Origin of the sequence: Acidovorax sp. (assembly GCF_046291265.1) — a bacterium.
Lineage (GTDB): Bacteria > Pseudomonadota > Gammaproteobacteria > Burkholderiales > Burkholderiaceae_C > Acidovorax.
The window spans coordinates 1-26,301 of record NZ_JBKBTV010000061.1 but is presented as its reverse complement, the minus strand read 5'-3'; the positions used below and the strand labels follow the sequence as shown (position 1 = coordinate 26,301).

The window sequence follows — 26,301 nt, the reverse complement described above, 5'->3', positions numbered from 1 at the left end:
TGACCAACCCGGCTGCGCCCGCCGCCTAGCCTGCGGGCCAGCCAGGCACTCACGTACCGCCGATTTCTCGGTTTCACTGGACTAAGGCGCTGCGGTAGCGCCGGCTGCAAGGCACGGTGCTGCCGTCCTTCATGCGAAGGCGCGCATCGCCGCTGTCCAGTGGCTCGATCTCGGCAATCGCGTTGAGGTTGACGGCATGGCTGCGGTGCACCCGCACAAACTGCGCGGGGTCGAGCTGGGTCAAAAAATCGGTGAGGGTGGACCGCAGCAGGTAGTCGTGCCCGTTGACATGCAGGCCCACGTAGTTCGCTTCGGCCTGTAGCCAGGCGATGTCGCTGGCGGCAATCAGAAACTCGCTGCGCAGCTTGCGCACCAGAAAGCGCTCGGGCCGTTGCAGTGGCGGTGATGGGGTGGGCGTGGCGGCGGTGGCGGGCTGCAGCGCAGCGGGTGTTGCGGTGTGTGCGGGGGGCTCGGGCGCATCCAGCACGCGGGCTTCGCCCTGCAGGCGCAGCAGCAAATACCGGTAGCCCACCAGTGCGGCCACGGTCAGGGTGTAGCTGCGCACATCTTTCAGGTACTCATACCCCCACTGCTCCCACCAGCCGCCGGGCTGGTAGCTCTGCCCCATCGCCGCGTAGCCCGCGTGGCGCAGGGCCCACATGCCCGCCAGGTGCACGGTGCAATACACCGCGCTGGCCAGCACGTGCCAGGGCAGGTGGCGCTGCAGGGTGCCGCGGCGCAGCACAAACCGCCGCTCGAACGCCACCACCGTCGGGATCAGCGCCGCCACCACCAGGGTGCTCGACACCTCCCACCACAGCGGCTCCCAGGCTGCCACCACGCGGTGGGCGCCGCGCAGGTCGATCCAGGTCACTATGGAATTGAAGGCGACCTGCACCGTCAGCACCACCGCCCAGAAGCCGACTTCTGCGCGGCGGCGCAGGGCGCGGTCGTGGGGATAGCGGTCGATCCAGGCGGGCGCAGGGGCGGTCATGGGTGGCAAGTGTAGGCAGGGCGGGGCGCAGCCGAGCGAGGTGCTTCCACGGGGAGGGCGTTTTTCGTCCCCGTCTCCCACCGTTGGTCCCAACAGGGCCTCGGCCCGTCCCCTGGGGGCTCTGCGGGCAGGGCGCGGCGACAGCATCAGGCCTCCTCCTACCCACCCGCCTGACTTGCCATGCCTTCATCCCCCAGTGTTTGCACGCCAGCCCGCCGCTACGACATCGATGCACTGCGGGCCTTTGCCTTTGCCCTTGTCATCGTCTATCACGTGGGGATGTACTACGTGGCCGACTGGCACTGGCACCTCAAAAGCCCGCACGCGGCCGAATGGCTGCAGATGCCGATGCGGGCCGTCAACCTGTGGCGCATGGACCTGGTGTTTTTGATCTCCGGCCTGGCCTTTGGCCTGGTGCGACGGGGGCAGACCGTGCCTGGCCTCATGAAGCAGCGCAGCCTGCGCCTGCTGATACCCCTGGCGTTTGGCATGGTGGTGGTCGTGCCCTACCAGCCGTATGCGCAAGGGGTGGCCAACGGCCTCATCGCGCCGGGGTTTGGCGCGTTTTTGCTGCGTTACTACAGCCACAGCACTTGGCCTGCGGGCGCCTTTGACGGGTGGGAGGCGGGCGTCACCTGGAACCACCTGTGGTACCTGGCCTACCTGTGGGTCTACACCCTGGTGCTGGCCGCGCTGCTGCCGCTGGCCGAATCCGCCCTCGGGCAGCGCTTGCGCCAGACCTTTGTCGGCCTGCGGGGTGTTGCGCTGGTGCTGGTGCCCGTGCTGCCGCTGGCGGTGTACTCGCTGCTGCTGTGGCCGCATTTCCCGCCCTCACGCGACCTGATCAATGACGCGTGGCTGCACGCCGTGTTCTTCACGGTGTTTGTGTACGGGTACTGGATCGGTCTGGACACGGGTCTGTGGGCCGAACTGGTGCGCCTGCGCTGGCGCACGCTGGCTTTGGCGGTGCTGCTGCTGGTGTTGTACCTGGGGTTGCTGGGCCTGGCGTCGCAGCACAGTAGCCGGGCTGCGCGCCTGCCTTTGCGGGTGCTGGCGGATCTGTACCTGTGGGTGGCGCTGCTCGCCATTCTGGGCTGGGCCCACCACCGGCTCAACCGCCCCTGGCCTTGGCTGCGCTGGGCCAATGCCTCGGTCTACCCCTGGTATGTGTTGCACCAGACGGTCATCATCGTCCTGGTGGTCTGCCTGGCGCCAGCGCAGTGGGGCCCGGTGGTCGAGCCGGTGGTGTTGGTCACTGGCACGTTGGCTCTGTGCTGGGGTTTGACGGCCATCGCGCAGAGTGTGGCGTGGTTGCGACCCCTGCTGGGGGTGCCTGCGCCAGCGCCAACGCAAGCGCGGTGGGAAAACGGCGTGAAGACCGGTCAGCGGTGGTGGGTGCGGTGACCACACTCGCCGCTGCCATCCAGCGGGTCCAGCGCATCCACATTGCTGCGCACCCGCGCCAGCAGCGTCAGCAACTGGGCCTGGGTTTCGCCATCGCAGTTTTTGAGCAGCGACGCCGACAGCGCCTGGCGTGACGCCCGCATGGCCTTGAAGACCACCTGGCCCCGTTCGCTGAGGGCCAGGCAGCGGCTGCGTTTGTCTTCGGCGTTGGGCACGCGCTCCAGCCAGCCTTTGTCTTCCAGCATGCCCACCATGCGCGCCACCTGCGCCTTGTCGGCGCCGCTGTGGTTCACCAGCTCCTTCTGGGTGGCGCCCGGGTGGCGGCCAATGAAAGAAAGCGCACGCACCTCGTTCAGCGTCAGCTCGGGGTGTACCGACGCCATGGCCCGCACCATGTGCGCCCGGTAGGCATGCATCAGGTCGTGCATGGCCTCGAAAACGTCGGTGGGGGTGCGGGGGGGCATGGCGGGGCGGCAGTCTGAAAGCGAGTGGAGATAACCGGTTGACAAAGTCAACTTGTTGGCGGATGATTTGGTTGATTAAATCAACATTTTAGATCATGAACACATCCGTTGTAACGCCATCTCCCGCTCAGCCGCCTGCCTCGGCCACTGACCTTGTTGTCGAACGCGTCCGGCATTCGCTCAGCGCCCGCCACCTTCAGGTGGTGCGCCGCACCCCGGTGAGCCCGGGGTTTGTGCGGCTGACCCTGGCAGGCGCGGACCTGGCGGGTTTTGCCAGTGCGGGGTTTGACGACCACCTCAAGCTCATCCTGCCGCAACCCGGGCAGGAACGCCCCTCGCTGCCCAGCATGGTGGACGGGCGCCCGGTGTTTCCCAACCCACGCCCCGTGCTGCGCGACTACACCCCCGCGCGCTTTGATGCCGACGCCGGTGAGCTGGACATTGAAGTGGCGCTGCACGATGCGGGCCCAGCATCTGACTGGGCGGCAACGGCTTTTGTCGGGCAGTGGGTCGGCATTGCCGGGCCGCGTGGCAGCCTGGTGATTCCGACCGGTTTTGATTGGCACTGGCTCATCGGTGACGAAACCGCACTGCCCGCCATTGCCCGCCGACTGAGCGAACTGCGTGCTGGCACTACAGCCACCGTGCGCATTCAGGTGCGCAACCCCGCCGACCAGCGCCTTTTGACCAGCGCGGCCACCCTCGACGTGGAATGGGTGAGTGACTTGCCTGCCGCCGTGGAACGGCTGACGTTGCCGGTGGGCGCGGGCTACATCTGGGCCGCGGGGGAGCATGCCGACATGGCCGCCGTGCGCAAGGCCGTGTTGGCCAAACCGGGAGTGGACGCCAAACGCATGCGCATTGCGGCGTATTGGAAGCGCGGCGCCGCCGACCACCATGAGGACCTGGTCAGCGCAGCAGGGTAAGCGCCGCCGCCTGCTGCACGGCCTCGGTCATGTGCTGCAGCGCCTGCACATTCAGCCGCCAGTATTGCCAGTACAGCGGCACGTCCACGGGCTTTCCTTCAATCAGCTCGACCAGCGTGCCCGCCCTCAGGTCGTCTTGCACCATCGGATCCGGGGTCATGCCCCAGCCCAGGCCGGCCCGCGTGGCCATGACAAACGCATGCGCCTCGGGCACCCAGTGCACGGGCGGGGCCAGCGTGCGGCGCGTGATGCGCGCTGCAAACCGCGCCTGCAACGCATCCTTGCGGTTGAACACCAACATGGGTGCCGTGGCCAGCGCGGCAGCGGTCACCCCCTGGGCAAAGTGGCGCTGCATGAACGCAGGGCTGGCCAGCGCCCGGTAGCGCAGCGTGCCCAGCGGCAGCACCTTGCAGCCCTGCACGGGCTGCGGGTCGGCGGTGACGGCGGCCATCACGCGGCCCTCGCGCAGCAGGTTGGCGGAATGGTCCTGGTCTTCGACATGGATGTCGAAGGTGATGTTCTGGCCTTCAGCGGCCTGGGCCATGGCATGGGGAAACCAGGTGGCCAGCGAATCTGCATTGACGCCAATGGCCAGCCGCGTGGACGTTTGTTGCCCACCGCCGATGGTGGTCAGCGCGTCGGCCTCGCTCAGCGCCACTTCGCGCGCGTGCCGGTACAGCGCCTGGCCTGCATCGGTGGGCGTGCACGGGGTGGCTCGGCGCACCAGCACCTGGCCCACACGCTCTTCCAGCAGCTTCACGCGCTGCGACACCGCCGAGCGGGTGACGTGCAGCACAGCGGCTGCGCGCTCAAAGCTGCCTTCGTCGATCACGGTGGCAAAGGCGCTGAGCTGGGCAGAGTCGAGGGACATGGATGGTTAGCCAATTTGACGGATCGTTAAAAAGTATAGCTGGCGTGACTAGGGGCTGATGCCGACAATCCACGCCCATGAGTACCCCTGCCTTCGTCCACGGATTCACCTCGACCGCCATTCTGATCATGGCCATTGGCGCGCAAAACGCCTTTGTGCTGCGCCAGGGCCTGCGGCGCGAGCATGTGCTGCCCGTGGTGCTGGTGTGTGCGCTGTCCGACGCTGTGCTGCTGCAGGTGGGCGTGTGGGGCATGGGCGGGGTGCTGCTCGCACGGCCCGAATGGGCGCAGGTCATGCGCTGGGCGGGGGCGCTGTTTCTGCTGGTGTACGCCGCGCAGACGGCAGTGCGCGCGTTGCGCCCCGGCCAGCTCCTGGTCACCACCAGCGGCCCTGGCACCAGCGTACGCACAACGCTGGCCACCGTGATGGCCCTCACCTGGCTGAACCCGCATGTGTACCTGGACACCGTGGTGCTGCTGGGCACCATGGCCACGCCTTACCCCACGATGGGGCGCGCAACGTTCGCTGCGGGCGGTTCGCTGGCCAGCGCGCTGTGGTTTCTGGGGCTGGGCCTGGGCGCGCGTTGGCTGGCGCCGCTGTTTGCCACGCCGGGTGCCTGGCGGGTGCTGGACGGGGTGACGGCCACCACCATGTTGGTGTTGGCGGTTGTGATGGCTCTAAGCTAAGAACCATAAGTTCGTTCCCTGGTAAGGCGGCTTGGGCCATAGTCGAGGTTTTCGAATCTCTGGCCTTCTGGGCCGCACCATCCTCCATGCGCTTCAAACACCTCCTGCTGGCAGCGGTCGTTGCCTCAGCTCTTCCCCTGGCCGCACAGTCCGCCACCTTCCGCTGGTCCCGCTCGGTGGACATCTCGTCGTGGGACATCCATGCCCAGAACGTGGGTGTCAACAACACCATGCACGGCGCGGTGTACGACACACTGGTCGAATACAACAGCAAGACCTTCAAACCCGAGCCGTCGCTCGCCACCGAGTGGAGGCTCGTCAAGCCCACCCAGCTGCGCCTGACTCTGCGCAAAGGCGTGAAGTTCAGTGACGGCAGTGATTTCACGGCCGACGACGCCAAGTTTTCGCTGGAGCGGGCCAAAGCCAAAAGCTCCAACTTCGGCGCTTACACCCAGGGCATTGACCGCGTCGAAAAGGTCGACGCCTACACCATCGACATCATTTCCGATCTGCCCAACCCGGTGCTGGTGAACCAGCTCACCGAGCTGCGCATCATGAGCAAGGCCTGGGCCGAAAAGAACAAGTCGGTCGAGCCCAAGGACATCAAAACCAAGGACGAAACCTATGCCCACCGCAACGCGCTGGGCACCGGGCCCTACCAGCTCAAGCAGTGGGCGCCCGATCAGCGCGTGGTGCTGGAACCCAACCCGAACTGGTGGGGCAAGGGCAAATACCCCACCAACCTGACCGAGATTGTCTACACCCCCATCAAGGCCGACGCCACGCGCACGGCGGCGCTGCTGTCGGGCGAGATTGATTTTGTGATCGACCCCAGTCTGCAGGACCTGGCGCGCGTCAAGCAGACGCCCAACCTGCAGGTGCTGGAAGGGCCGGAGTACCGCACCATCTTCCTGGGCCTGGACCAGTTCCGCGACGAGCTGCCCGGCTCGGACGTGAAGGGCAAGAACCCGCTCAAGGACCAACGCGTGCGCAAGGCGCTGTACCAGGCGATCGACATCCAGTCCATTCAGCGCGTGGTGCTGCGCGGCTTGGCCCAGCCCACGGGCACGCTGATCGCCAACCAGGTCAACGGCTGGACCAAGAAGGCCGACGTGCGCTACCCCTACGACGCCAAAGCCGCGCAAAAGCTGCTGGCTGACGCGGGCTACCCCAACGGGTTTGAAGTGGACTTTGCGTGCAGCGCGGGCCGCTACATCAACGACGAGCAGTTGTGCCAGGCCATCACGTCGCAGTGGGCCAAGGTGGGCGTGAAGGCCAAGCTGCGCTCGCTGCCGTTTGCCACGTATTTCCCGATGATCCAGCGCAACGAGGCCAGCATATACCTGCTGGGCTGGGGTGTGCCCACGTTCGACGCGTTCTACAGCCTGCAGTCGCTGGTGCGCACGACGGGCGCGGGTGGCGACGGTAACTTCAACCTGGGCCGTTTCTCCGACCCACAACTCGATGCTTTGATCGAGCGGGTGAAGAAGGAAACCGATACCACCACGCGCAACGGCCTGATCGAGCAGGCCCTGATCAAGGAGCACGAGCTGGTCTCGCACATCCCGCTGTACAACCAGGTGATCCCGTGGGCCGCCACCAGGAAGGTGGAGATCATCCACCGTGCGGACAACCGCATCGACTGGCGTTATCTGAAAGTCAACTGATCTCGGATGCCCATTGAAAAAGCCCCGGCGCTGCAAGAGTACCGGGGCTTTTTTGTGCCGATTGCGGAGGTGTCAGGTCAGCGCGCGCTGCACCGCCGGGCGTTCCAGCATGCGCTGCGTGTGCGCAAACACCTTGGGGAACGAGGCGATGTCCACGCCGTCGCTTTTCAGCCAGGTGCCAATGGTGAACAGGTACCCGTCTGCCACGGTGTACTGCTCGCCCATGACCCAGGGGCCCTGGTCCGCACCAGGCAGATAGTGGCTTTCGATGAGGTTGAAGCACTCGGTCATGTTCTGCGGCACCTTGCGCTGGATGGCCGCAATGGCGTCGGGCTCGTCGGCCCAGCGGCTGGCGCGGGGGCGGTGGGCGTGGGCGATGTGCACGGTGGAGGCGAGGTAGCTGTGGAACTCCTGCAAACGTGCAAAACCGTGGGCATCGGTGGGCGCCAGGCGCGCCTCGGGAAAGCTCTGCGCCACATAAGCCAGCAGCGCGGGGGTTTCGGTCAAGGTGCCGTGCGGCGTGACCAGCGCGGGCACGCGGCCCTTGGGGTTGACGGCCAGGTACTCGGGCGTGCGTTGCTGGGCAGCGGCAAAGTCCACCCGCACCAGTTGGTGCGGGGCGCCGGCCTCTTCCAAGGCGATGCGAACAGCCTGCGCGCAGGTACCGGGGGTGTAGTAAAGGGTGAGGGTGGTCATAGGTTATTTGCTATAAATTGAGTAGCTATCAGCGCTTATTGGATAAGCGCTAGAGGCCAATTTGGCTTGAAGTTTTTCAGTAAAGCTTGCGCGTGCGTGCCATCAGCCGCACCAGGCCCAGCAGCGCATCGGTGTGGGGCGTGGGTGTGTGGGTGATCTGGCCCAGCTCGCGCACGGCGCCCACCAGTGCGTCGATCTCCAGGGGCTTGTTCGCTTCCACGTCTTGCAGCATCGAGGTCTTGAACGCCCCCAGCTTGCGCGTCACGGCGTGGCGGTCTTCGGGCTGCTGGTCAATCTGCACGCCCAGCTTTTCGCCAATGGCTTTGGCTTCGAGCATCACGGCGCTGACAAAACCGCGCACCAGATCGTCGTCGAGGATGCGGTCGGTGGTGGCGCCGGTCAATGCGCTGATGGGGTTCACCGTCATGTTGCCCCACAGCTTGAACCAGATGTCTTTCTGAATGTGCGTGGAGACCTCCACGTCGATGCCGCCGCGCTGCAGCGTGTCGGCCAGCGCCTGCAGGCGCTCGCTGCAGCTGCCATCGGGCTCGCCCATGATGAGCCGGTTGCCAAAGTGCTGGCGCACAAAACCGGGTGATTCGAGCGAGCAGCTGGTGTGCACCACGCTGCCCACCACACTGCGCGCGGGGATGGCGTTGGCAATGACACCCCCCGCATCCACCGACTGCAAGGCCTGGCCCTGCGCAGCGCCGCCAAACCCGTCGAGGAACCACCATGGCACACCGTTCATGGCCGTGAGCACGATGGTGTCCGGGCCGATCAACGGTGCCATGGCGCGTGCCACGTCAGGCAGGCCAGGGGCCTTGACGGCCACCACCACCAGGTCTTGCACGCCCAGGGCCGCGGGGTCATCGTGCGCGGTGACTGCGACCTGCGCCAGCGTGCCATCGGCGCGCCGCATGCGCAGTCCATCGGCCTGCAGGGCGCGCAGCGTGTCGCCCCGCGCCACCATGCTGACCGGGTGGCCCGTCTGCGCCAGGGCCATGGCAATCCAGCCGCCGATGGCGCCTGCGCCGTAAATACATGCTTTCATGGTGGTAGAGCCTTTGTCTTCCGGTGAGTGTTGTGCTGATTCTGTGCGTGTGACAATTGCGGACTTCAGTAGCCCGCCGGGCGTGTGGGTGTGCCTGCGGCATCGGTGCGAAAGCGCGCCAGCAGATCCTGCGCAGCGCTGGCCAGCAGCATGGTATCCACCCCCACCGCCACAAACAGGGCACCCGCCGCCAGCCACTGGCGGGCCTGCGAATCGGTGGTGGCCAGGATGCCCGGCGCCTTGCCAGCACGCAGGATGCGGGTGATGCCATCGTGGATGGCGGCCTGCACATCGGGGTGCCCTGGGTTGCCACGGTGGCCCATGGACGCGGACAGATCGGCCGGGCCAATGAACACACCGTCGACACCCGGGGTGGCCGCAATGGCATCGAGGTTGGCCATGGCCTCCACCGTTTCAGCCTGCACCAACAGACACACCTGCTGGTTGGCCTCGTGCACGTACTGCGGATACGCCTGCCAGCGCGACGAGCGGGCCAGCGCACTGCCCATGCCGCGCACGCCCTCCGGTGCATAGCGCGTGGCGCGCACCAACTGCTGCGCTTGCTCTGCGGTGTCCACCATGGGTACCAGCAGGGTTTGTGCGCCAATGTCCAGGTACTGTTTGATGAGGGCCGTGTGGCCCACCGGCACCCGCGCGATGGCGTGGGGCGCCCGAGCGTCTGGGGGCAGGGCGCTGGTGGCGCTCGCAATGGCCTGCAGCTGGTGCAGGATGGAGCGCACATCGTTGGGCGCATGCTCGCCATCGACCAGCAGCCAGTCGTAGCCGGTGCCTGCAATGATTTCTGCGCTGTAAGCATCGGCCAGGCCCAGCCACAGGCCGATTTGTGCCTGGCCGTCGGCCATGGCCTGTTTGAAAGGGTTGACGGGTGTCTGCAATCTGAACTCCATGCGGCAGTGCCAAGCCCGCCATCGTACGGGCTGTTGCTGCGCCTGTGGGCATGGCCGCTATAGTCGGCTGCCCCGCTTTTGAGTCTGCCCACCCCCACCCACCATGGCCAAAGAAAAAACCACGTTCACCTGCACCGAATGCGGCGGTACCAGCCCGCGCTGGCTGGGCAAATGCCCGGCCTGCGGCGCCTGGAACACGCTGATCGAGCAGGTGGCCGAGGCCGGGCCGGGCAAGAATCGCTACAGCGGCTCGCAATTTGCCGGTTTGAACCAGGCCCAGGCCGTGATGCCCCTGTCGGCCATCGAGGCCAGTGATGTCGACCGCACCCCCAGCGGCATCGACGAGCTGGACCGGGTGCTGGGCGGCGGCATTGTGGAGGGCGGCGTGGTGCTCATCGGCGGCGACCCGGGCATTGGCAAATCCACGCTGCTGCTGCAGGCGCTGGATGCGCTGCAGCGCGCCGGGCTGCCCACCTTGTATGTGACGGGTGAGGAGAGCGGCGCCCAAGTGGCCCTGCGCTCGCGCCGCCTGGGGCTGGACCACAGCCAGGTCAATGTGCTGGCCGAGATCCAGCTGGAGAAAATTCTGGCGACCATCGAGTCCATGCAGCCTGCGGTCGCCGTGATCGACTCCATCCAGACGGTGTACTCCGACCAGCTCACGTCCGCGCCCGGCTCGGTGGCCCAGGTGCGTGAATGCGCGGCGCACCTCACACGCTGCGCCAAGGCGTCGGGCACCGCCATCGTGCTGGTCGGCCACGTCACCAAAGAAGGCGCTCTGGCAGGGCCGCGCGTGCTGGAGCACATGGTGGACACGGTGCTGTACTTCGAGGGCGACACGCACAGCCAGTTCCGCCTGGTGCGCGCCATCAAGAACCGCTTTGGCGCCGTCAATGAAATTGGCGTGTTTGCCATGACGGAAAAGGGCCTCAAGGGCGTGAGCAACCCCAGCGCCATCTTTTTGAGCCAGCACTCCGAGCCCGTGCCAGGCAGCTGCGTGATGGTCACCCTGGAGGGCACGCGCCCGCTGCTGGTGGAGATTCAGGCGCTGGTGGACAGTGGCGGCCCCAGCCCCCGGCGCCTGTCCGTGGGCTTGGACAAAGACCGGCTGGCCATGCTGTTGGCTGTGCTGCATCGCCACGCGGGGGTGGCGTGCATGGACCAGGATGTGTTTGTGAACGCCGTGGGCGGTGTGCGCATCAGCGAACCCGCGGCTGATTTGGCGGTGATGTTGTCCATCACCTCCAGCCTGCGGGGCAAGGCACTGCCGCGGGGCTTCATCGCTTTTGGCGAAGTGGGGCTGGCCGGTGAAGTGCGGCCCGCGCCGCGCGGGCAGGAGCGGTTGAAAGAAGCCGCCAAGCTGGGCTTCAGTGTGGCCGTGGTGCCCAAGGCCAATGCGCCCAAGAAACCCATCGAAGGCCTCACCATCCACGCGGTGGAGCGGGTGGAAGAGGCCATGAACGTGGTCCGCGAAATGGGCTGAGGGCCGCTGGGCCCCCCAAGCCCACGCGTTAGAACGATTCCCAGTCTTCGTCCGATCCTTTGCCGGGGGATGCCTTGGCCGCTTGCGTTGTCGGTTTGGGCGCAGGGGCCTTCAGTGCGCGCGGTGGTGGAGCCTTCGGGGTCGCTGCACGTGCAGTTTTGGGCGCAGGGCGCGCAAGGGGTACTGCGGCAGCGCGAGCTGCAGGCGGCCGTGGCGCTGGTGGGGTGGCAGCGGGTTGGTGCCCGACATTGAACACCGACACCACCTCGGCCAGGCGCTGTGCCTGGTCGCGCAACGACGAGGCGGCCGCGGCCGATTCTTCGACCAGCGCGGCGTTCTGTTGTGTCATCTGGTCCAGATTGCTCACTGCCTGATTGACCTGGCCAATGCCATCGCGCTGTTCGTTGGACGACGCGGTGATCTCGCCGATGAGGTCGGACACGCGCCGCACGCTGCTGACGATCTCCTCCATGGTCTGCCCGGCCTGCGTGACCTGTCCCGAGCCGGTTTCCACGGTTTCGACCGATGCATTGATCAGTCCCTTGATCTCCTTGGCCGCCTCGGCGCTGCGCTGGGCCAGGCCCCGCACCTCGCTGGCCACCACGGCAAACCCGCGACCCTGTTCACCGGCCCGGGCGGCCTCGACCGCCGCATTCAACGCCAGGATGTTGGTCTGGAACGCAATGGAGTCGATCACGCCAATGATGTCGGCGATCTTGCGCGAGCTGTGGGTGATGTGCTGCATGCTTTCGACCACCTGCGCCACCACCTCGCCGCCGCGGGTGGCGGCCTGGGCGGCGGTGCTGGCCAGCTGGTTCGCCTGGCGTGCAGTGTCGGCAGACTGGGTGACCGTGGCGGTCAGCTCTTCCATGCTGGCGGCGGTTTCTTCGAGGTTGGCGGCGGTTTGCTCGGTGCGGGCCGACAGGTCGTGGTTGCCCGTGGCGATCTCGACCGATGCGTTGGACATCGATTCCACGCCGCTGCGCACTTCAGACACCAGCCCCCTCAGGCGTGCCGCCATCTGCGACACCGAGCGCAGCAGGTGGCCAAACTCGTCCTGGCGGTCATCGTGTGCGGACACGGTGAGGTTGCCATTGGCAATGGCGTCTGACAGCTCCACCGCACGGTGCAGTGGGCGGGTGATGGACCGCACGAGCACGAACGACAGCATCAAACCCAGCGCAAACACCACGCCCTGGGCCAGCCAGGCCAGCAGGCTCGCCTGGCTGCGCGCCGCTTGGGCCTCCAAGCGGGCGGCGTCGCGCTGGCTTTGTTGCAGCTGAACAAAGGTCTCCAGGCTGTCGACATAGCGGCCGATGGAGGGCAGGTACTGGGCTTCGATGAACGACTTGAAGGCCGCACCGTCGCCGCCTTGCTTGATTTCGCGGGCCTGTTTGTTGAGCGCCAGGACGTTGGTGCGTTCGGCGGCCACACGCTCCAGCGCTGACTTGTCGGCAGGGCTAGAGGCCAGTTCGACCACTTTGGCCTGGATGGCAGAGATCCCGCCCACGCCTGCTTTCACGCGGCCGTCAAACAGCGTGGTCAGGTCCGGGTCGGGCGTCGAATTGCTGGCCAGCACCCGCTCACCCGTGGTTTCGGTGGCGCCCTTCCACTGAACGGCGAGGGTGATGCGGTTTTCGAACGACGCCAGGGTCTCCATGGAGTGGTCCATCACCTGCGCGACGCGGTACTGCGCCCACACCGACACCAACAGCATGGCGCCCAACAGCCCCACGATAGAACCCCACAACTTGGGTGACAGGCGCACGTTATCCAGCTTCATTCACGATCTCCAGAAAGGAAGAGATCGCATTTTTCGCGCTTCTGGGTTGTGCGTAAACACTTCGGAAGCCCAAGCGCAGTGCGACTGATGGGTTATTTCGTTAATGTAGCGCTTACACAACGAAACAAATTTTAAAGAGGGTTGTGTGCCGATCTGTCGATGGGGGGTGGCGGTGTCATGTTTTTGCCATGAACCCGCCGGCCGATGGGTGCTTTCTGGCCCCCGCATGCAGTCATAAGACAATACCGCCCATGAATTTGCGCAACATTGGGGTGCCGCTGGGCGGCTTGGGTCTTCTCGGGTTTGGTTATTACGCCTACGGGTGGCTGGGCGTCGCCGCGGTCAGCGGTGGCCTGGTGATGTGGGCCCTGCTGCATTTCACGCGGCTGATGAACGTGATGCGCAAGGCCGCCAACCGGCCGATGGGCTATGTAGGGAGCGCCGTCATGCTCAATGCCAAGCTGCAGGAAGGCGTGAACCTGATGCACGTGGTCGCCATGACGCAGTCGCTGGGCGAGTTGCGGTCGGCGCAGGACGCCGACCCCGAGGTCTACCGCTGGACAGACGGCACGCAGTCGCATGTGACCTGCGAGTTCCACCATGGCAAGTTGGTGAAATGGACGCTGATCCGCCCTGAAGAGGGCAGTACCCCGGTGGCGCCTTAAAATCGCCCCTCTGCGACCCACAGCAAACAAAGGACACCCATGAGCCCCGTAGTTCCCTCGATGGCCGACCGTGACGGCAAAATCTGGATGGACGGCCAGATGGTGGATTGGCGCGACGCCAAGATCCACGTGCTGAGCCACACCCTGCATTACGGCTGCGGCGCCTTCGAAGGCGTGCGGGCCTACAAGACCGCCGATGGAACGGCCATTTTCCGCCTCGAAGAACACACCGACCGCCTGTTCAACAGCGCCAAGATCCTGCGCATGAAGATTCCCTTCAGCAAGGAAGAAGTGAACGAGGCGCAGCGGGCCGTAGTGCGCGAAAACAACCTGGAGTCGGGCTATCTGCGTCCATTGACCTGGATCGGCTCGCAAAAGCTGGGCGTTTCGCCCAAGGGCAACCAGATACACCTCATGGTGGCGGCCTGGGCCTGGGGTGCCTACCTGGGCGAGGAAGGCATGCGGCGCGGCATCCGCGTCAAGACCAGCAGCTACACGCGCCACCACGTCAACATCACCATGACGCAGGCCAAGGCGGTGAGTAACTACACCAACTCCATCCTTGCCAACATGGAAGCCCTGGACGACGGGTATGACGAAGCGTTGCTGCTCGACAGCTCGGGTTTTGTGTCCGAAGGCGCGGGCGAGAACATTTTTGTGATCAAAAACGGCGTCATCTACACGCCCGACCTGTCGGCCGGTGCCTTGAACGGCATCACCCGCAACACCGTGTTCCACATCGCCAAGGACCTGGGCCTCGAAATCGTGCAAAAGCGCATCACGCGCGACGAGGTCTATATCTCTGACGAAGCCTTCTTCACCGGCACCGCAGCCGAAGTGACGCCCATCCGCGAACTCGACCGCATCGAGCTTGGCAGCGGATCGCGCGGCCCGATCACCGAAAAAATCCAGAGCGCCTTCTTCGACATCGTCAACGGCCGCAACTCCAACTACGCCCACTGGCTCACCAAGGTCTGAAGCACATGTCGCAAGCTCCCATCGAACTCCTGGCCGAAGACCTGAACGCCCAGGGCGGGGTCTTTTGCCCCAGCCCCAAGGCCGACATGAAGATCTGGAACAGCCACCCCAAGGTGTATCTGGACGTGGCCCGCACCGGCGAGGCCAAGTGCCCGTACTGTGGAACCGTCTATCGCCTGAAGGCAGGCGAGCATGTACACGCTGGCCACTGATTGATGCCAGTCGCAACCGGTGGCGCATCGGCGCCGCCCACGTTGACCGTTGCGGTGCTGACCCACAACGAGGCGCACCGCATTGAAGCCTGCCTGAAGAGCGCCGCGTTTGCCGACCAGGTGCTGGTGGTGGACAGTGGCAGCACGGACGACACCGTGGCCATGGCCAAAGGTCTGGGCGCCGAGGTGCACAGTTATCCTGACTGGCAGGGCTTCGCCGTGCAGCGCAACCGGCTGCTGGCGCATTCGCGTGGCGATTACGTGTTCTTTCTCGATGCCGACGAGGTCATGACACCCGCGTTTGCGCAAGAGCTGCAGGCCATCGTGCGCTCGGGCGAACAAGCGGTGTGGACCATCCGCTGGCGCATGGTGGCGTACGGTCATGAACTCAAGTATTTCCGCTCGCAGTCGCAGATTGAGCGCTTGTTTGTGCGCGCGATGGTCAAGGAATACACCGGCGTGGTGCACGAGCAGGCCGAGCTGCACCCGCTGCCAGGCGGCGCGGTCGTGCCGCGCCACCTCATCCGGGCGCGGCTGCTGCATTACTCCCGCACCACGGTGCGCGGCAGCCTCGAAAAGTTGACCCAGTACGTGATGCTGGGTGCAGCCAAGCGGGCAGAAGCGGGCAAGCGCGGGGGGGTTGTGCGCGGCTTGGCCTCGGGCGGATCGATGTTCCTGCGGTTATATGTTTTCCGTCTGGGTTTTCTATGTGGCGGCGCGGGGTTTTTGTACTGCCTGTTTGTGGCGCTGGAGGGCTTCTTTCGGTACGCGGCCCTGCATTACGACCGTGACAGCCTGACCGGCAAGGTGATTCGTTGATGGATGCCCAGCGCTGGTTTGGCCGCGCCGCGAGCGTCGGCGCGTTCATGGTGCCCGGGCTCGCGCTGTGGCTGCCCTCGGGCTATTCCTATGGTGCGGTCCTGCTGTTGCTGGCCACACTGGCCAGCGCACCGCTGTGGTTGCACCGCCCGGCGCCGCGCGCAGCGTGGTGGCTGACGGCCGCGTTCTCTTGCATGGCTGCGCTGTGGATGCTGGACGTAGGCACCACCTGGGGCTGGGGCAGCATGGACCGCCCGGTCAAATACCTGCTGGCGCTGCCCTGCATTTTCTTTCTGATGACCTTTGAGCCCCGCGCCGCTTGGTTGTGGATGGGGATCGCTGTGGGCGGAGTCGGCAGCGGGCTGGTGGCGCTGTACCAGACCTATGGGATGGCGCTGCCCCGGGCCAACGGGTTCACCAATGCGATCCAGTACGGCAACCTGAGCATGCTGCTGGCCGTGATGAGCGGCCTGCTGCTGGTGGTGCAGTACAAGCGCTGGTGCCTGTGGCAGCGCGCGCTGCTGGCCAGCGCCATCGCGCTGGGCGCCACGGGTTCTGTGCTGTCCCAGTCGCGGGGCGGTTGGCTGGCCCTGGTGCTGCTGCTGCCGGTGTGCGCGTGGCTGCTGGTGCGCACCACCGGGCAACGCCGTGTGTACTGGGGGCTGTGCGCGCTGGCACTGGCGGCGGCTGCGTTGTCGCAGGTGCCTGCGGTGGAGCAGCGGGTGGACGAGGCGCGGCAGGAAGTGCAGGTCTACAAGGACCACGGCGACGGCCGCAGCTCGGTCGGCCAGCGGCTGGCGCACTGGCGCCTGGCCTGGGAGATGGGCTGGGACCGGCCTTTGACCGGTTGGGGCCGGGCTGGCTACACCGAGGAGAAGGCGCGGCGCGTTGCGGCCGGGCTGGCGCACCCCGTGGTGCTCGAATTCGGCCATGCGCACAACGAAATACTGGACATGTTTGCCAAGCGAGGCCTGTCGGGGGTGCTGCTGCTGATGGCGTTTTATGGCATTCCGCTGGCCATGTTCTGGCCGACGGCGCGGCGCATTCGCGACGGCTCCGGCAAGATGGACAAGGAATCGCTGTCACTGTGCCTGGTCGGCGTGATGGTGCCGCTGTCGTATATCGGCTTTGGCCTCACGCAAGTGTTTCTGGCCCACAACAGCGGCAACATGTTCTACCTCTTCATGTGTCCCCTGGTGCTGGCGGCCCTGCACGAGCGGCGCACGCGCATGGGCTGCCCCCGCCCTGTCTGAGATGAAGCCCCCCCTGAGTCGCTTCGCGCCTTCCCCCTCTCTCGCTGCGCGGGAGGGGGACGCCACCGGTGGCCTGGCAAAGCCAGTTCCACGGTGGCACTGGTTTGGACCGCGCCAGTTTCATGGGCGGCGGGCGTCGCACAGCGCCATGGAAAACCGAGACGAGAGGCCTTTTTGATGCACATCCTGTTGGTCAACAACTCCCCCATCCCCGTCTACGGCTACGGCGGCACCGAGCGTGTGATCTGGGACCTGGGCAAGACGCTGGTGCAGCTGGGCCACCGCGTCAGCTACCTGGTGCCCGAGGGCTCCAGCTGCGACTTTGGGCAGGTGCTGAACATCCGCCCCGACGCGCCGTGGGAGGGGCAGATTCCGGCGGATGTGGACATTGCGCATTTCCAGTTCAACCCCCGCACCGAGCTGACCCGGCCTTATCTGGTCACCGAGCATGGCAATGCGCGCAAGCCCAAGCCGCTGCCGCTGAACACGGTGTTTCTCTCGCGCGACCATGCGGCGCGGTATGGGTCGACCGAGTTCGTCTACAACGGCCTGGACTGGAGCAGCTATGGCCCGGTGGACTTTGCCCGTCCCCGGCCCCATTACCACTTTCTCGGCAAGGCGGCCTGGGGTGTGAAGAACGTGCGCGGCGCGATCAAGGTGGCCAAGATGGCTGGCGTGGAGCTGGACGTGCTGGGCGGCGACCGCATCAACTTCAAGCGCGGCTTTCGCTGGACGCTGTCGCGCAAGATCCACTTTCACGGCATGGTGGGCGGCACGCAGAAGACCGAGCTGCTCAACGCGTCGCGCGGGCTGATCTTCCCCGTGCGCTGGCACGAGCCGTTCGGGTTGGCGGTGATTGAAAGCCTGTATTTCGGCTGCCCCGTGTTTTCCACACCTTATGGCGCGCTGCCCGAGCTGGTGCCGGTGCACTGCGGCGTGCTGTCGGCCGAGGCGGGTGTGCTGGCCGAGGCGGTGCGCAACAACCGCTTTGACGCACGCGCATGTCACCAGCATGTGGTCGATCACTTTGGCGCCGAGCGCATGGCGCGCAACTACCTGCGCATGTACGAGCGTGTGCTGGCAGGCGAAAAAATCAACGCCCAACCGCCCGTCATTCAGGGCCCCGCGCGCGAACTGCCCTGGAAGAATTGATGCCCCCTGTGGCGCTTTGCGCCTCGGTGGCGCGCGCCGCAGGCGCGGCCTCTTCGGCCTGTCCAAGCCTGCGCAGGCAGGTTTGGAGCCGCAGGCCTCAGCCCCTCAGGGGGACGCACCGGGTGGACCGGCGAAGCCGGATCCACGGGTGCACTGGCTTGGGGCTGCGCGCGATCAGCAGGCGGTATTTCTGAAGTGAATTCCTCCCTCAGATTTGCCCTGTCCGTTCGGGCTGAGCCTGTCGAAGCCAGCGCACTTTTTCGGATAAAGCCCTTCGACGGGCTCAGGGCGAGCGGCCTCTCTCTGAAGTAGGTGAAAAATCAAGTGAAATTGGCCTCTAGCGCTTTATCCATAAGCGCTAGCAGCTATCAAATTGGTAGTTTGTTCGCTGCAGTCGATGGTCATAGCTGCGGTGCACTTGCAACGCGCCATTCCTGCGCCAGCAACGCCACCAGCGCAGTGGCTGGCATGGGCCGCACCTTGGCCACGCCTTGACCGGCCCACAACGACAAATGATCGGCCCGCCCCGCCTGGGCTGCGGCGCGGCGCAGCGCGCCGGTCAAGGCGTTCTGCACGGGGTAGGGCGGCACGGTGGCTTCGTCCGCGCGCAGCTTTTCCATCATGGTGTTGACAATGCCGCGCGCAGGCCGACCCGAGAAGATGCGCGTGGGGCGCGTGTCCGTCGCTTGGGTCTGAGTGAGCGCCTCGCGGTAGGCCGCACCGATGCCCGATTCGGGGCAGGTCAGAAAGGCGGTTCCCATCTGCACGCCTTGGGCGCCCATGGCCAGCGCCCCGGCAATGCCGCGCCCGTCCATGATGCCGCCCGCAGCAATGACGGGTATGGACAGCGCGTCCACACACTGCGTCACCAGTGTCAGCGTGCCCACCATGCTGGCTTCAAAGTCGGCCAGCGAGGGTGGCGTTCCAGTCGCCGCTGCGGGCTGCGTGGGCGTCAGGAACGTGCCCCGGTGCCCCCCGGCTTCCATGCCCGACGCGCAGACTGCATCGGCACCCACGGTGGCCCAGGCCTGCGCCTCGGCCACCGTGGTCGCTGTGCCAATCACCACACTGCCCACCGCTTGCAGCCGCGCCACCTGAGCCGCCGTGAGGATGCCAAACGTGAAGCTGGCCACCGCCGGGCGCGCAGCGACCAGGGCCTCGAACTGGGCTGCAAAGTCTTCGCACCACTGCGCAGGCCGCTCGGGCACCAGGCCAAACTCGGCATAGAACGGTGCTAGGCGTTGCATGGCACTGGTCACCGTGGCCTCGTCGGGCCGGGGCGTGGCCTGCACAAACAGGTTCATGCCAAAGGGCTTGTTGGTGCGCTCGCGCACCTCAGCAGCGACCGCAGCCATGGCGGCGGGTGAGCGCATGCCGCAGCCCAGCATGCCCAGGCCCCCGGCCTCTGACACGGCAGCCGCCAGCGTGGGCGTATCAGACCCGGTCATGGGACCCTGGATGATGGGCAGCGCAAGGCCCAGGCGGGCGGTGAGAGATGAGCGCATGGACGACTCCTTATCGTGAAATTGGCTCAGGCAGCGAAGAGGCAGTGCTGGCCCGCAGCGCCGCATGCAACGCCGCCAGTGCGGGCGACTGGTAGCCGCGCCGGTGCACCAGCACGGTGTCGCAATCCATCAGCGGCACCAGGCGAAGCGCGGGAGGCTCTCGCATCAGGTCAATCACGGCGCATGGCACCACACCTGCACAGCGCCCTGCAGCGACGCACGCCAGGATCGCGTGGTACGAGGCCAGCTCCAGCACCTGCGGCGGCGTGCCACTGCGCTGCTGCATGTAAGCCTCGCCCATGCGGCGGTAGGTGCAGCCGGTGCTGAACGCGGCCAGGGTGTCCAGTTGCAGGTCTGCGGGTGACGCTACCGCCGGGTGGTCGGCGGGCAGGGCCAGCAGCAGGGTTTCAGTAAACACCGGGGTGTGCTCCACCGGGGCATCCGCATCCACGCCCGGCGGTGGCCACGCCACCAGCGCGCAGTCAATGGTGTGAGACAGCACCTGCTCCACCAGTTGGCGCGAGGGGGCGGTGGACAACTCCAGCACCAGCCCTGGCCATTGCGCGTGCAGTTGTGCCAATGGCTGCGGCAGGCGGGCGGCCGCAGTGCTTTCCATGGCGCCCAGGCGCAGGCGACCGCCCGGCTGGCCGGGGTGCACACACTGGCGCGCTTCTTCTGCCAGCGCCAGCAGGCGGTCGGCATAGCCGCGCAGCGACGCCCCCGCGGGCGTGAGCACCATGCGTTTGCCCTCGCGCAGAAACAGCGTCGCGCCCAGTTGCTCTTCCAGCTGCTGCACCCGTGTGGTCACGTTGGACTGCACGCGGCCCAGCCGCTCGGCGGCGCGGGTCACGCTGCCTTCAGCGGCAACGGTGCGGAAGATTTCGAGGGCGGCAAGGTCCATTTTTGTTCTCTTTATGAGATGATTTATTAAAAATAAATCTCAACAAAGAATGATAGACCGGAAATTGCCGCCATGGAACCGCTGACTTCCCCTAGTACCCCCCATTCCTCCGCTACCGCACTTTCAGACCAGCCGTTTGCCGTGGCGCTGGCGGGCATGGCGGCTTTGGCCGCGGCCATGGGCATCGGGCGTTTTGCCTTCACCCCCTTGCTGCCGATGATGTTGCACGACGGCGTGGTCACGCTGGCGGGTGGAAGCTGGTTGGCCACGGCCAACTACCTGGGTTACCTCATCGGCGCGCTGGGCTGCATGGCCTTGCCCTGGGTGGCACCCCGGGCGCGGCAGGTCTGGCACGCGGCACGCCTGGCCCGTTGGGGGCTGGTGGCCACCGTGCTGCTCACCCTGAGCATGGCGTTGCCCCTACCCACCGTGTGGCCCGCGCTGCGTTTTGCAGCGGGCGTGGCGAGTGCGCTGGTGTTTCTCAACGTCTCGGTGTGGTGCATGGTGCGGCTGGTGGCGCTGGGCCAGCCCGCGCTGGGCGGCTTGATCTTTTGCGGGCCGGGGCTGGGCATTGTGCTGACCGGCCTGTCGGCCAGCGCCATGGTGGCTTTGCAATGGCCTGCAGCCGCCGGTTGGGCGGTGTTTGGCCTGCTCAGCGTGGGGTTGTGTGCCGCCATCTGGCCCGTGTTGCAGGGGGTGGCCTTGCCCGCTGTTGCAGCGGCGGCAGCAGCGCATGCGGACGGGCGTGCCCTGCCGGGCCAAGGGCCGCTGGCGCGCACCGGGCTCACGCTGGCTTATGGACTGGCGGGTTTGGGCTACATCGTCACCGCCACCTTCCTGCCGGTGATCGCGCGCGCGGCGCTGCCTGCAGGGTCGCCGTGGCCGGACCTGTTCTGGCCCTTGTTTGGCGCAGGCGTGGCCCTGGGTGCTGCGTTGTCGACCCGCACACCGGCGGCGTGGGACCGGCGCTGGCTGCTCATGGCCGCCTACGCCGTGCAGGCTGCAGCCATCGCGCTCAGCCTGGTCTGGCCGGGGCCTGCGGGCTTTGCACTGGGCAGCCTGTTGCTGGGGTTGCCGTTCACGGCGATCACTTTTTATGCGCTGCAAGAGGCGCGGCGCGTGTGGCCCTCGGCGGGCGACAGCTTTCCGGGGCTGCTCACCGCCGCCTACGGTATTGGCCAAATTGCGGGTCCACCCATGGTGGCGTGGATGCTGCACCACACGGCCACGCAGGGCGAGGGGTTTGTCTACGGGCTGGCCGTAGCGGCCGCTGCGCTGGTGGTGGGCGCCGTCCTGTATGCAGCGATGGCTTGGCGCTGGCCATTGCCGGCGCAGCCGGTGCACTGATGTAAGAGGGACGCAGCGACCGGTCAGTGGGCTGGGTGTGCCGTAGCCGAAGCAGGCGCCAGCGGCAAGGCCAATACAAAACACGCACCGCTCCCGCCATCGGCCCGGTCCTGGCAATGCACGGTGCCGTTGTGGCGACCGGCAATCGACCGCACCAACGCCAGCCCCAGGCCCACGCCGCCTGCACGCTCGCTAGCGCCGGGCAGGCGGTAAAACGGTTCAAAAATCCGCTCGCGGTGTGTGATGGGGACGCCCGGGCCGTGGTCACACACATGCACCTCGGCCCGCCCGTGACGGCGGTGCACCACCACTGTGATCTCGCCCGTGCTGTAACGCCGTGCGTTCTCCAGCAGATTGCGGATGGCCCGGCGCAGCAGCTTGGCCACGCCGCGCACCTCCAGCGAATCGGGGCTGGCACTCACATCCAGGTCGGCATCCACACGCGCGCATTCTTCAGCGGCCAGGCCGATCAGGTCCACCAGTTCCACGGTGCCCACGTCGGCCTCGCGCGCATCCAGGCGGCTGGCCAGCAGGATCTCGTCGACCAGCTGGTCCAGTTCGGCGATGTTGCGCAGAATCTCTTCGCGGAAGGCCGGGGAGGGCTGCTGCCCCCCCATCAGTTCCAGCCCCATGCGGATGCGGGTGAGCGGTGAGCGCAGTTCGTGCGATGCGTTGGCCAGCAGTGACTTGTGCGAACTGACCAGCGTCTCCACACGCGCAGCGGCGGCGTTGAACTGGCGCGCAAGGTCGGCCACCTCGTCCTGCCCCTGCTCGGGCACACGCACCGACAGGTCGCCTTCGCCAAACTTCTGCACGCTGCGTTGCAAGGCTTCCAGGCGCAGCGTGAGGCGGCGGATGATGGGGTACACGCCCACCGCAACAGCCAGGCTCACGATCCCGAGCAGCCACAGGAAACCGAAGGGCGGGCGCGTCCAGAACGCTGTGTCGCTCTGGTTTCGTCCACCACGCTCGCCGCGTTCGCTGTCGGGGCGCGGCGGGCGCGGTGCCATCTGCATGGTGAAGACCTTGCCGGTGTCCGACTGGATCTGAAACTCCATGCCTTCGCCGGGTTCGCCGGGCTGGCGGGTCGACAGGCCGCGCAACACGAGGTTGCCATCGGGGTCGCGCAGCACCATTTCGCGCGACGGCGGCACAAACGGCTGGGCGTTCTGCGCCTTTTGCTCCTCGGCGATGCGCCAGGCCCAGCCCACCGTGAGCGTGAGCACCGCCATGCCGCCCACAACGGCCAGCCAAATGCGCAGGTACAGACGTCGGGAAAAGGGGTTCGACAGGGACATGGTGGTTCGATAGCCGTTAGAGATAGGCGCCCCGTTTAACACTGGCGCGGCCCAGGCCAGCGGCCGCCGCGCAAGGGCCGCCCCGCCGCGCTGGCGGCGTCCCCCTGAGGGGGAAGGCGCGAAGCGACTCAGGGGGCATGCCTAGTCTTGTTGTTTGGCAAAAACGTAGCCCACACCACGCACCGTGAGGATGCGGCGCGGGTTCTTCGCATCGGCTTCAATCGCCGCGCGGATGCGGCCCATGTGCACGTCGATGGAGCGGTCAAACGCCTCCAGTTCGCGGCCACGCACGGCCTCCATGATCTGGTCGCGGGTCAACACGCGGCCTGCGCGCTCGGCCAGGGCGACGAGCAGGTCGAACTGGTACGAGGTCAGGTCGGCCAGCTCGCCCGCGACGGTCACGGTGCGTGCGTCGCGGTCGATCTCCAGCGTGCCAAAACGCAGGGCCTGGGTGGTTGCGGAGGCGCTGCCACCATCCGTGCGTCGGCGCAGGATGGCGCGGATGCGGGCCAGCAGTTCGCGCGGTTCAAAAGGTTTGGGCAGGTAATCGTCAGCGCCCAGCTCCAGGCCAATGATGCGGTCCATCGGGTCGCCCTTGGCGGTGAGCATCAGCACGGGCACCTGGGCGGCGTTGCCTTGCAGCGACCGAATGCGGCGACACACTTCAAGGCCGTCCATGTCCGGCAGCATCAGGTCCAGGATGATCAGATCGGGCAACGGCCCGGACTCGGGCCCTTGCAGTTGCGCCAGGCCACTCTTGCCGTCGGCACGGTGGGTGACTTGCAGGCCCGACTGGCCCAGGTACTCGCCCACCATCTCGGCCAGGCGGGCATCGTCTTCGATCATCAACAGTTGCGAGCTCATGGGGTCAGTGTAGTGCGGGGTGCCTGAAGGGAGGCCCCATGGTCCCGCGCGGGCGTCTCCCCGTGTTGAAGCCTCCGTAAAGTTGCGGTAAACCGGCCAGGCGGCATTCAACGCCCGGTGGATGGTAATGCTTCTAAATTTATAGCTGCTAGCGCTTATGTATCAAGCGTCAGAGGTGTTTTTGACCCTTGAAGCCAGCCACACCAGCAGCAGCACGGGCACACCCAGCATCGCCGTCACAGTGAAGAAATGCGCATAGCCAAACGCATCCACATAGTCGCCCGAGAAGCCCGCCACAAACTTCGGCAGCAGCAACATCATCGAGCTGAACAACGCGTACTGCGTGGCCGAGTAGCTCACGTTGGTCAGGCTCGACAGGTACGCGATGAACGCGGCCGACGCAATGCCGCTGGCCAGGTTGTCGGCCGACACCACAGCGATCAGCGCCGTCACATCGTGCCCATGGCCCGCCAGCCACGCGAACAGCAGGTTGCTGCCCGCGCTCAGGATGGCACCCAGCATCAGGATGCGCATCACACCAAACCGCATGGACAGCACGCCGCCAATAAACGCACCGGCCAGCGTCATGATCACGCCGTACACCTTGGTCACGGCGGCCACCTCGTCCTTGGTGAAGCCCATGTCCACGTAGAACGGGTTGGCCATGATGCCCATCACCACATCGCTGATGCGGTAGACGGCGATCAGCGCAAGGATCAGCACCGCCTGCGCGCCGTAGCGGCGCAGAAAGTCGGCAAACGGCTCCACCATGGCGCTCTGAATCCACTCCGCCGCGTTGCGCGCCGGAGGCAGTTGCACTGGCGCGGGCTCGCGCGAAAACAGCACGGTGACCACGCCCACCGCCATCGATGCGGCCATCACCATATAGGCCATCTGCCAGGCGCTGTTCTGATAGGCCGCAGCGCCTTGCGCAATGGCCTGGCCCACAGCGGGCGCCACCTCGGATCGCGCTGCAATCCACAACACCCCCGCCCCGGCCCAGATCATCGCCAGGCGGTAGCCCGTCTGGTACGACGCCGCCAGCGCCGCCTGGTGGTTGGCGTCGGCCGATTCGATGCGAAACGCGTCGAGTGCAATGTCCTGCGTGGCCGAGCCAAACGCCACCGCCAGCGCACACCACACGATGGGCCCCAGCGTCTGGCGCGGGTCGGCCAGCGCCATGCCGATGAGCCCGCCCACGATGAGCGCCTGCGACAGCAGCAGCCAGCTGCGCCGCCGCCCTAGCGCGTGTGTCAGCAGCGGAATCGGCAGGCGGTCTACCAGCGGCGCCCACACCCACTTGAAGCCGTAGGCCAGGCCCACCCAGCTCAGATACCCGATGGTGCTGCGGTCAATGCCCGCCTCGCGCAGCCGAAAACTCAGCGTGCCCAACACCAGCAGCAGCGGCAGCCCGGCCGAGAAACCCAGCGTCAGCATGCGCAGGCTGGCGGGCTCCAGGTACACACGCAGGGTTTGCAGCCAGGGCGTGCGCGGCGGTTTGTCCGGGGAGCTGGAGGGGGTGAGGCTGGGCGTGGATGAAGTGGAGGTGTCTGACATGGGCATGCGGGGGTTTTGTCTATCATCGCCGACACACCCTTGCAGCAAACCTGCGTGTCTCCATCTGGGCGATGTCCGCGGACGCACACGGGCTGGCAACTGCCGGTCTTTCCAGCTGTCTGTTTGTGTGTGTGTTCTGCGTCAGCGCTGCCATTATTCCTTCAGGCGTTCCTTCATCACGGTGGTTTTCTGTATGTGCACCTTCTGCCCCGCCCCTTCTGATTCTGTTGCGCCATCGTCCCCGTGGTCGGCACGCCGTGCGTTCCTGCTGGCGGCGGGCGCGGCTGCAGCCACACCGGTCATGGCGCAGGTCGAGGTGGGCTCTGCGTCCAGCCTGCGCAAACTGGTCCCGGCCGAGACGCTCGAAAACTCCGCCGCCCAGCAGTACCAGCAGATGCTGCAGCAGGCCAAGGCCAAACGCGCGCTGGCGCCCGACAACCACCCGCAGCTACAGCGCCTGCACGCCATTGCCAAGCGGCTGATCCCGCACACCACGCCGTGGAACGACCGCGCCAAGCAGTGGCGCTGGGAGGTCAACCTCATCGGCAGTTCGCAGATCAACGCCTTCTGCATGCCCGGCGGCAAGATCGCGTTCTATACCGGCATCCTCGACCAGCTCAAGCTGACTGACGACGAGGCCGCCATGATCATGGGCCACGAAATGGCCCACGCGCTACGCGAACACGCGCGCGAGCGCATCGCCAAAACGCAGGGCACCAACCTGGCTCTGAGGCTGGGCTCGCAACTGCTGGGTCTGGGCGACCTGGGCCAGGCGGCGGCCGGGCTGGGCGGGCAGCTGCTCACGCTGCAGTTC

General features: G+C 66.2%; 25 protein-coding genes. 13 read left to right on the top strand and 12 right to left on the bottom strand.

Annotation, left to right across the window (positions count from 1 at the left end; all coding sequences use genetic code 11):
• Nucleotides 1-73 precede the first annotated feature (73 nt).
• Entirely contained in the window at nucleotides 74-994 is a 921-nt protein-coding gene (locus ACK41V_RS19025; protein ID WP_409784609.1) for a LytTR family DNA-binding domain-containing protein, read from the bottom strand.
• 180 nt (nucleotides 995-1,174) lie between these two features.
• Between ACK41V_RS19025 and ACK41V_RS19020 the strand changes: the two genes are divergently transcribed.
• Entirely contained in the window at nucleotides 1,175-2,398 is a 1,224-nt protein-coding gene (locus tag ACK41V_RS19020) for an acyltransferase family protein (RefSeq protein WP_409784608.1), read from the top strand.
• Here ACK41V_RS19020 and ACK41V_RS19015 read toward each other — a convergent pair.
• Complete coding sequence (locus ACK41V_RS19015; protein ID WP_409784606.1) at nucleotides 2,377-2,862, bottom strand: MarR family winged helix-turn-helix transcriptional regulator; 486 nt, start codon at nucleotides 2,860-2,862, stop codon at nucleotides 2,377-2,379. The genes ACK41V_RS19020 and ACK41V_RS19015 overlap by 22 nt on opposite strands.
• A 95-nt stretch (nucleotides 2,863-2,957) precedes the next feature.
• On the opposite strand from ACK41V_RS19015, the gene ACK41V_RS19010 reads away from it, so the two are divergent.
• Nucleotides 2,958-3,788, top strand: coding sequence for a siderophore-interacting protein (locus ACK41V_RS19010; protein WP_409784604.1), 831 nt, complete (start codon nucleotides 2,958-2,960; stop codon nucleotides 3,786-3,788).
• Here the strand turns inward: ACK41V_RS19010 and ACK41V_RS19005 are convergent.
• A complete protein-coding gene (locus tag ACK41V_RS19005; RefSeq protein WP_409784603.1) occupies nucleotides 3,772-4,659 on the bottom strand; it encodes a LysR family transcriptional regulator ArgP in 888 nt (295 codons plus the stop codon). The two genes, ACK41V_RS19010 and ACK41V_RS19005, sit on opposite strands and share 17 nt — an antisense overlap.
• A gap of 77 nt (nucleotides 4,660-4,736) precedes the next feature.
• On the opposite strand from ACK41V_RS19005, the gene ACK41V_RS19000 reads away from it, so the two are divergent.
• Complete coding sequence (locus ACK41V_RS19000; protein WP_409784601.1) at nucleotides 4,737-5,345, top strand: LysE/ArgO family amino acid transporter; 609 nt, start codon at nucleotides 4,737-4,739, stop codon at nucleotides 5,343-5,345.
• Between the two features lie 86 nt (nucleotides 5,346-5,431).
• The gene (locus ACK41V_RS18995) at nucleotides 5,432-7,012 is read left to right on the top strand and encodes an ABC transporter substrate-binding protein (RefSeq protein WP_409784600.1); all 1,581 of its coding nucleotides are present in this window, start codon (nucleotides 5,432-5,434) and stop codon (nucleotides 7,010-7,012) included.
• A 72-nt stretch (nucleotides 7,013-7,084) separates the two neighbouring features.
• Here ACK41V_RS18995 and ACK41V_RS18990 read toward each other — a convergent pair whose 3' ends face one another.
• From ACK41V_RS18990 to hpaI, 3 genes are all read right to left on the bottom strand, one after another.
• Nucleotides 7,085-7,708 carry a glutathione S-transferase family protein gene (locus ACK41V_RS18990; protein ID WP_409784598.1) on the bottom strand — a complete coding sequence of 208 codons (624 nt, stop codon included), beginning with the start codon at nucleotides 7,706-7,708 and terminating at the stop codon, nucleotides 7,085-7,087.
• A 76-nt stretch (nucleotides 7,709-7,784) separates the two neighbouring features.
• Nucleotides 7,785-8,762, bottom strand: a complete 978-nt coding sequence (locus ACK41V_RS18985; RefSeq protein ID WP_409784596.1) for a 2-dehydropantoate 2-reductase — start codon at nucleotides 8,760-8,762, stop codon at nucleotides 7,785-7,787.
• Nucleotides 8,763-8,827: 65 nt separating this feature from the next.
• The gene (hpaI, locus tag ACK41V_RS18980) at nucleotides 8,828-9,658 is read right to left on the bottom strand and encodes a 4-hydroxy-2-oxoheptanedioate aldolase (RefSeq protein WP_409784610.1); all 831 of its coding nucleotides are present in this window, start codon (nucleotides 9,656-9,658) and stop codon (nucleotides 8,828-8,830) included.
• 115 nt (nucleotides 9,659-9,773) lie between these two features.
• Here hpaI and radA point away from each other — a divergent pair, with 115 nt between their 5' ends.
• A complete protein-coding gene (gene radA / locus ACK41V_RS18975; RefSeq protein WP_409784594.1) occupies nucleotides 9,774-11,153 on the top strand; it encodes a DNA repair protein RadA in 1,380 nt (459 codons plus the stop codon).
• A 28-nt stretch (nucleotides 11,154-11,181) separates the two neighbouring features.
• Here radA and ACK41V_RS18970 read toward each other — a convergent pair whose 3' ends face one another.
• Nucleotides 11,182-12,936: a methyl-accepting chemotaxis protein gene (locus ACK41V_RS18970; RefSeq protein ID WP_409784593.1), complete on the bottom strand. Its 1,755-nt coding sequence runs from the start codon at nucleotides 12,934-12,936 to the stop codon at nucleotides 11,182-11,184.
• 251 nt (nucleotides 12,937-13,187) lie between these two features.
• On the opposite strand from ACK41V_RS18970, the gene ACK41V_RS18965 reads away from it, so the two are divergent.
• From ACK41V_RS18965 to ACK41V_RS18940, 6 genes are all read left to right on the top strand, one after another.
• On the top strand, nucleotides 13,188-13,601 hold the full coding sequence (locus tag ACK41V_RS18965; RefSeq protein ID WP_409784591.1) for a glycerate kinase: 414 nt from the start codon (nucleotides 13,188-13,190) through the stop codon (nucleotides 13,599-13,601).
• 39 nt (nucleotides 13,602-13,640) lie between these two features.
• Entirely contained in the window at nucleotides 13,641-14,579 is a 939-nt protein-coding gene (locus ACK41V_RS18960) for a branched-chain amino acid transaminase (protein WP_409784589.1), read from the top strand.
• 5 nt (nucleotides 14,580-14,584) lie between these two features.
• Complete coding sequence (locus tag ACK41V_RS18955; RefSeq protein ID WP_409784588.1) at nucleotides 14,585-14,791, top strand: zinc-finger domain-containing protein; 207 nt, start codon at nucleotides 14,585-14,587, stop codon at nucleotides 14,789-14,791.
• A 3-nt stretch (nucleotides 14,792-14,794) separates the two neighbouring features.
• Nucleotides 14,795-15,610, top strand: a complete 816-nt coding sequence (locus ACK41V_RS18950) for a glycosyltransferase family 2 protein (protein WP_409784586.1) — start codon at nucleotides 14,795-14,797, stop codon at nucleotides 15,608-15,610.
• Nucleotides 15,610-16,863, top strand: a complete 1,254-nt coding sequence (locus tag ACK41V_RS18945) for an O-antigen ligase family protein (protein WP_409784584.1) — start codon at nucleotides 15,610-15,612, stop codon at nucleotides 16,861-16,863. Before ACK41V_RS18950 ends, ACK41V_RS18945 begins: the two co-directional genes overlap by 1 nt.
• Before the next feature lie 177 nt (nucleotides 16,864-17,040).
• The gene (locus tag ACK41V_RS18940) at nucleotides 17,041-18,015 is read left to right on the top strand and encodes a glycosyltransferase (RefSeq protein ID WP_409784582.1); all 975 of its coding nucleotides are present in this window, start codon (nucleotides 17,041-17,043) and stop codon (nucleotides 18,013-18,015) included.
• Between the two features lie 401 nt (nucleotides 18,016-18,416).
• On the opposite strand, the gene ACK41V_RS18935 is transcribed toward ACK41V_RS18940, so the two are convergent.
• Together ACK41V_RS18935 and ACK41V_RS18930 are read right to left on the bottom strand one after the other, a co-directional pair.
• Nucleotides 18,417-19,520 (bottom strand): NAD(P)H-dependent flavin oxidoreductase, encoded by a 1,104-nt coding sequence (locus ACK41V_RS18935; RefSeq protein ID WP_409784580.1) that lies wholly within the window; start codon nucleotides 19,518-19,520, stop codon nucleotides 18,417-18,419.
• A 10-nt stretch (nucleotides 19,521-19,530) separates the two neighbouring features.
• Nucleotides 19,531-20,421, bottom strand: a complete 891-nt coding sequence (locus ACK41V_RS18930; protein WP_409784578.1) for a LysR family transcriptional regulator — start codon at nucleotides 20,419-20,421, stop codon at nucleotides 19,531-19,533.
• Between the two features lie 72 nt (nucleotides 20,422-20,493).
• On the opposite strand from ACK41V_RS18930, the gene ACK41V_RS18925 reads away from it, so the two are divergent.
• The gene (locus ACK41V_RS18925; RefSeq protein ID WP_409784577.1) at nucleotides 20,494-21,768 is read left to right on the top strand and encodes a YbfB/YjiJ family MFS transporter; all 1,275 of its coding nucleotides are present in this window, start codon (nucleotides 20,494-20,496) and stop codon (nucleotides 21,766-21,768) included.
• Nucleotides 21,769-21,791: 23 nt separating this feature from the next.
• On the opposite strand, the gene ACK41V_RS18920 is transcribed toward ACK41V_RS18925, so the two are convergent.
• The 3 genes from ACK41V_RS18920 to ACK41V_RS18910 all read right to left on the bottom strand — a co-directional run bounded on the left by ACK41V_RS18920 (nucleotide 21,792) and on the right by ACK41V_RS18910 (nucleotide 25,487).
• A complete protein-coding gene (locus ACK41V_RS18920) occupies nucleotides 21,792-23,066 on the bottom strand; it encodes an ATP-binding protein (RefSeq protein ID WP_409784576.1) in 1,275 nt (424 codons plus the stop codon).
• A 141-nt stretch (nucleotides 23,067-23,207) separates the two neighbouring features.
• On the bottom strand, nucleotides 23,208-23,930 hold the full coding sequence (locus tag ACK41V_RS18915) for a response regulator (protein WP_409784574.1): 723 nt from the start codon (nucleotides 23,928-23,930) through the stop codon (nucleotides 23,208-23,210).
• A 162-nt stretch (nucleotides 23,931-24,092) separates the two neighbouring features.
• The gene (locus tag ACK41V_RS18910) at nucleotides 24,093-25,487 is read right to left on the bottom strand and encodes an AmpG family muropeptide MFS transporter (protein ID WP_409784572.1); all 1,395 of its coding nucleotides are present in this window, start codon (nucleotides 25,485-25,487) and stop codon (nucleotides 24,093-24,095) included.
• Between the two features lie 193 nt (nucleotides 25,488-25,680).
• Here ACK41V_RS18910 and ACK41V_RS18905 point away from each other — a divergent pair.
• The coding region (locus ACK41V_RS18905; RefSeq protein WP_409784571.1) for a M48 family metallopeptidase at nucleotides 25,681-26,301 on the top strand (621 nt) is incomplete at its 3' end.

Coding starts and splice junctions, on each gene's coding strand:
- ACK41V_RS19025 (WP_409784609.1), bottom strand. CDS start 994: ATGACCGCCCCTGCGCCCGCCTGGATCGACCGCTATCCCCACGACCGC.
- ACK41V_RS19020 (WP_409784608.1), top strand. CDS start 1,175: ATGCCTTCATCCCCCAGTGTTTGCACGCCAGCCCGCCGCTACGACATC.
- ACK41V_RS19015 (WP_409784606.1), bottom strand. CDS start 2,862: ATGCCCCCCCGCACCCCCACCGACGTTTTCGAGGCCATGCACGACCTG.
- ACK41V_RS19010 (WP_409784604.1), top strand. CDS start 2,958: ATGAACACATCCGTTGTAACGCCATCTCCCGCTCAGCCGCCTGCCTCG.
- ACK41V_RS19005 (WP_409784603.1), bottom strand. CDS start 4,659: ATGTCCCTCGACTCTGCCCAGCTCAGCGCCTTTGCCACCGTGATCGAC.
- ACK41V_RS19000 (WP_409784601.1), top strand. CDS start 4,737: ATGAGTACCCCTGCCTTCGTCCACGGATTCACCTCGACCGCCATTCTG.
- ACK41V_RS18995 (WP_409784600.1), top strand. CDS start 5,432: ATGCGCTTCAAACACCTCCTGCTGGCAGCGGTCGTTGCCTCAGCTCTT.
- ACK41V_RS18990 (WP_409784598.1), bottom strand. CDS start 7,708: ATGACCACCCTCACCCTTTACTACACCCCCGGTACCTGCGCGCAGGCT.
- ACK41V_RS18985 (WP_409784596.1), bottom strand. CDS start 8,762: ATGAAAGCATGTATTTACGGCGCAGGCGCCATCGGCGGCTGGATTGCC.
- radA (WP_409784594.1), top strand. CDS start 9,774: ATGGCCAAAGAAAAAACCACGTTCACCTGCACCGAATGCGGCGGTACC.
- ACK41V_RS18970 (WP_409784593.1), bottom strand. CDS start 12,936: ATGAAGCTGGATAACGTGCGCCTGTCACCCAAGTTGTGGGGTTCTATC.
- ACK41V_RS18965 (WP_409784591.1), top strand. CDS start 13,188: ATGAATTTGCGCAACATTGGGGTGCCGCTGGGCGGCTTGGGTCTTCTC.
- ACK41V_RS18960 (WP_409784589.1), top strand. CDS start 13,641: ATGAGCCCCGTAGTTCCCTCGATGGCCGACCGTGACGGCAAAATCTGG.
- ACK41V_RS18955 (WP_409784588.1), top strand. CDS start 14,585: ATGTCGCAAGCTCCCATCGAACTCCTGGCCGAAGACCTGAACGCCCAG.
- ACK41V_RS18950 (WP_409784586.1), top strand. CDS start 14,795: ATGCCAGTCGCAACCGGTGGCGCATCGGCGCCGCCCACGTTGACCGTT.
- ACK41V_RS18945 (WP_409784584.1), top strand. CDS start 15,610: ATGGATGCCCAGCGCTGGTTTGGCCGCGCCGCGAGCGTCGGCGCGTTC.
- ACK41V_RS18940 (WP_409784582.1), top strand. CDS start 17,041: ATGCACATCCTGTTGGTCAACAACTCCCCCATCCCCGTCTACGGCTAC.
- ACK41V_RS18935 (WP_409784580.1), bottom strand. CDS start 19,520: ATGCGCTCATCTCTCACCGCCCGCCTGGGCCTTGCGCTGCCCATCATC.
- ACK41V_RS18930 (WP_409784578.1), bottom strand. CDS start 20,421: ATGGACCTTGCCGCCCTCGAAATCTTCCGCACCGTTGCCGCTGAAGGC.
- ACK41V_RS18925 (WP_409784577.1), top strand. CDS start 20,494: ATGGAACCGCTGACTTCCCCTAGTACCCCCCATTCCTCCGCTACCGCA.
- ACK41V_RS18920 (WP_409784576.1), bottom strand. CDS start 23,066: ATGTCCCTGTCGAACCCCTTTTCCCGACGTCTGTACCTGCGCATTTGG.
- ACK41V_RS18915 (WP_409784574.1), bottom strand. CDS start 23,930: ATGAGCTCGCAACTGTTGATGATCGAAGACGATGCCCGCCTGGCCGAG.
- ACK41V_RS18910 (WP_409784572.1), bottom strand. CDS start 25,487: ATGTCAGACACCTCCACTTCATCCACGCCCAGCCTCACCCCCTCCAGC.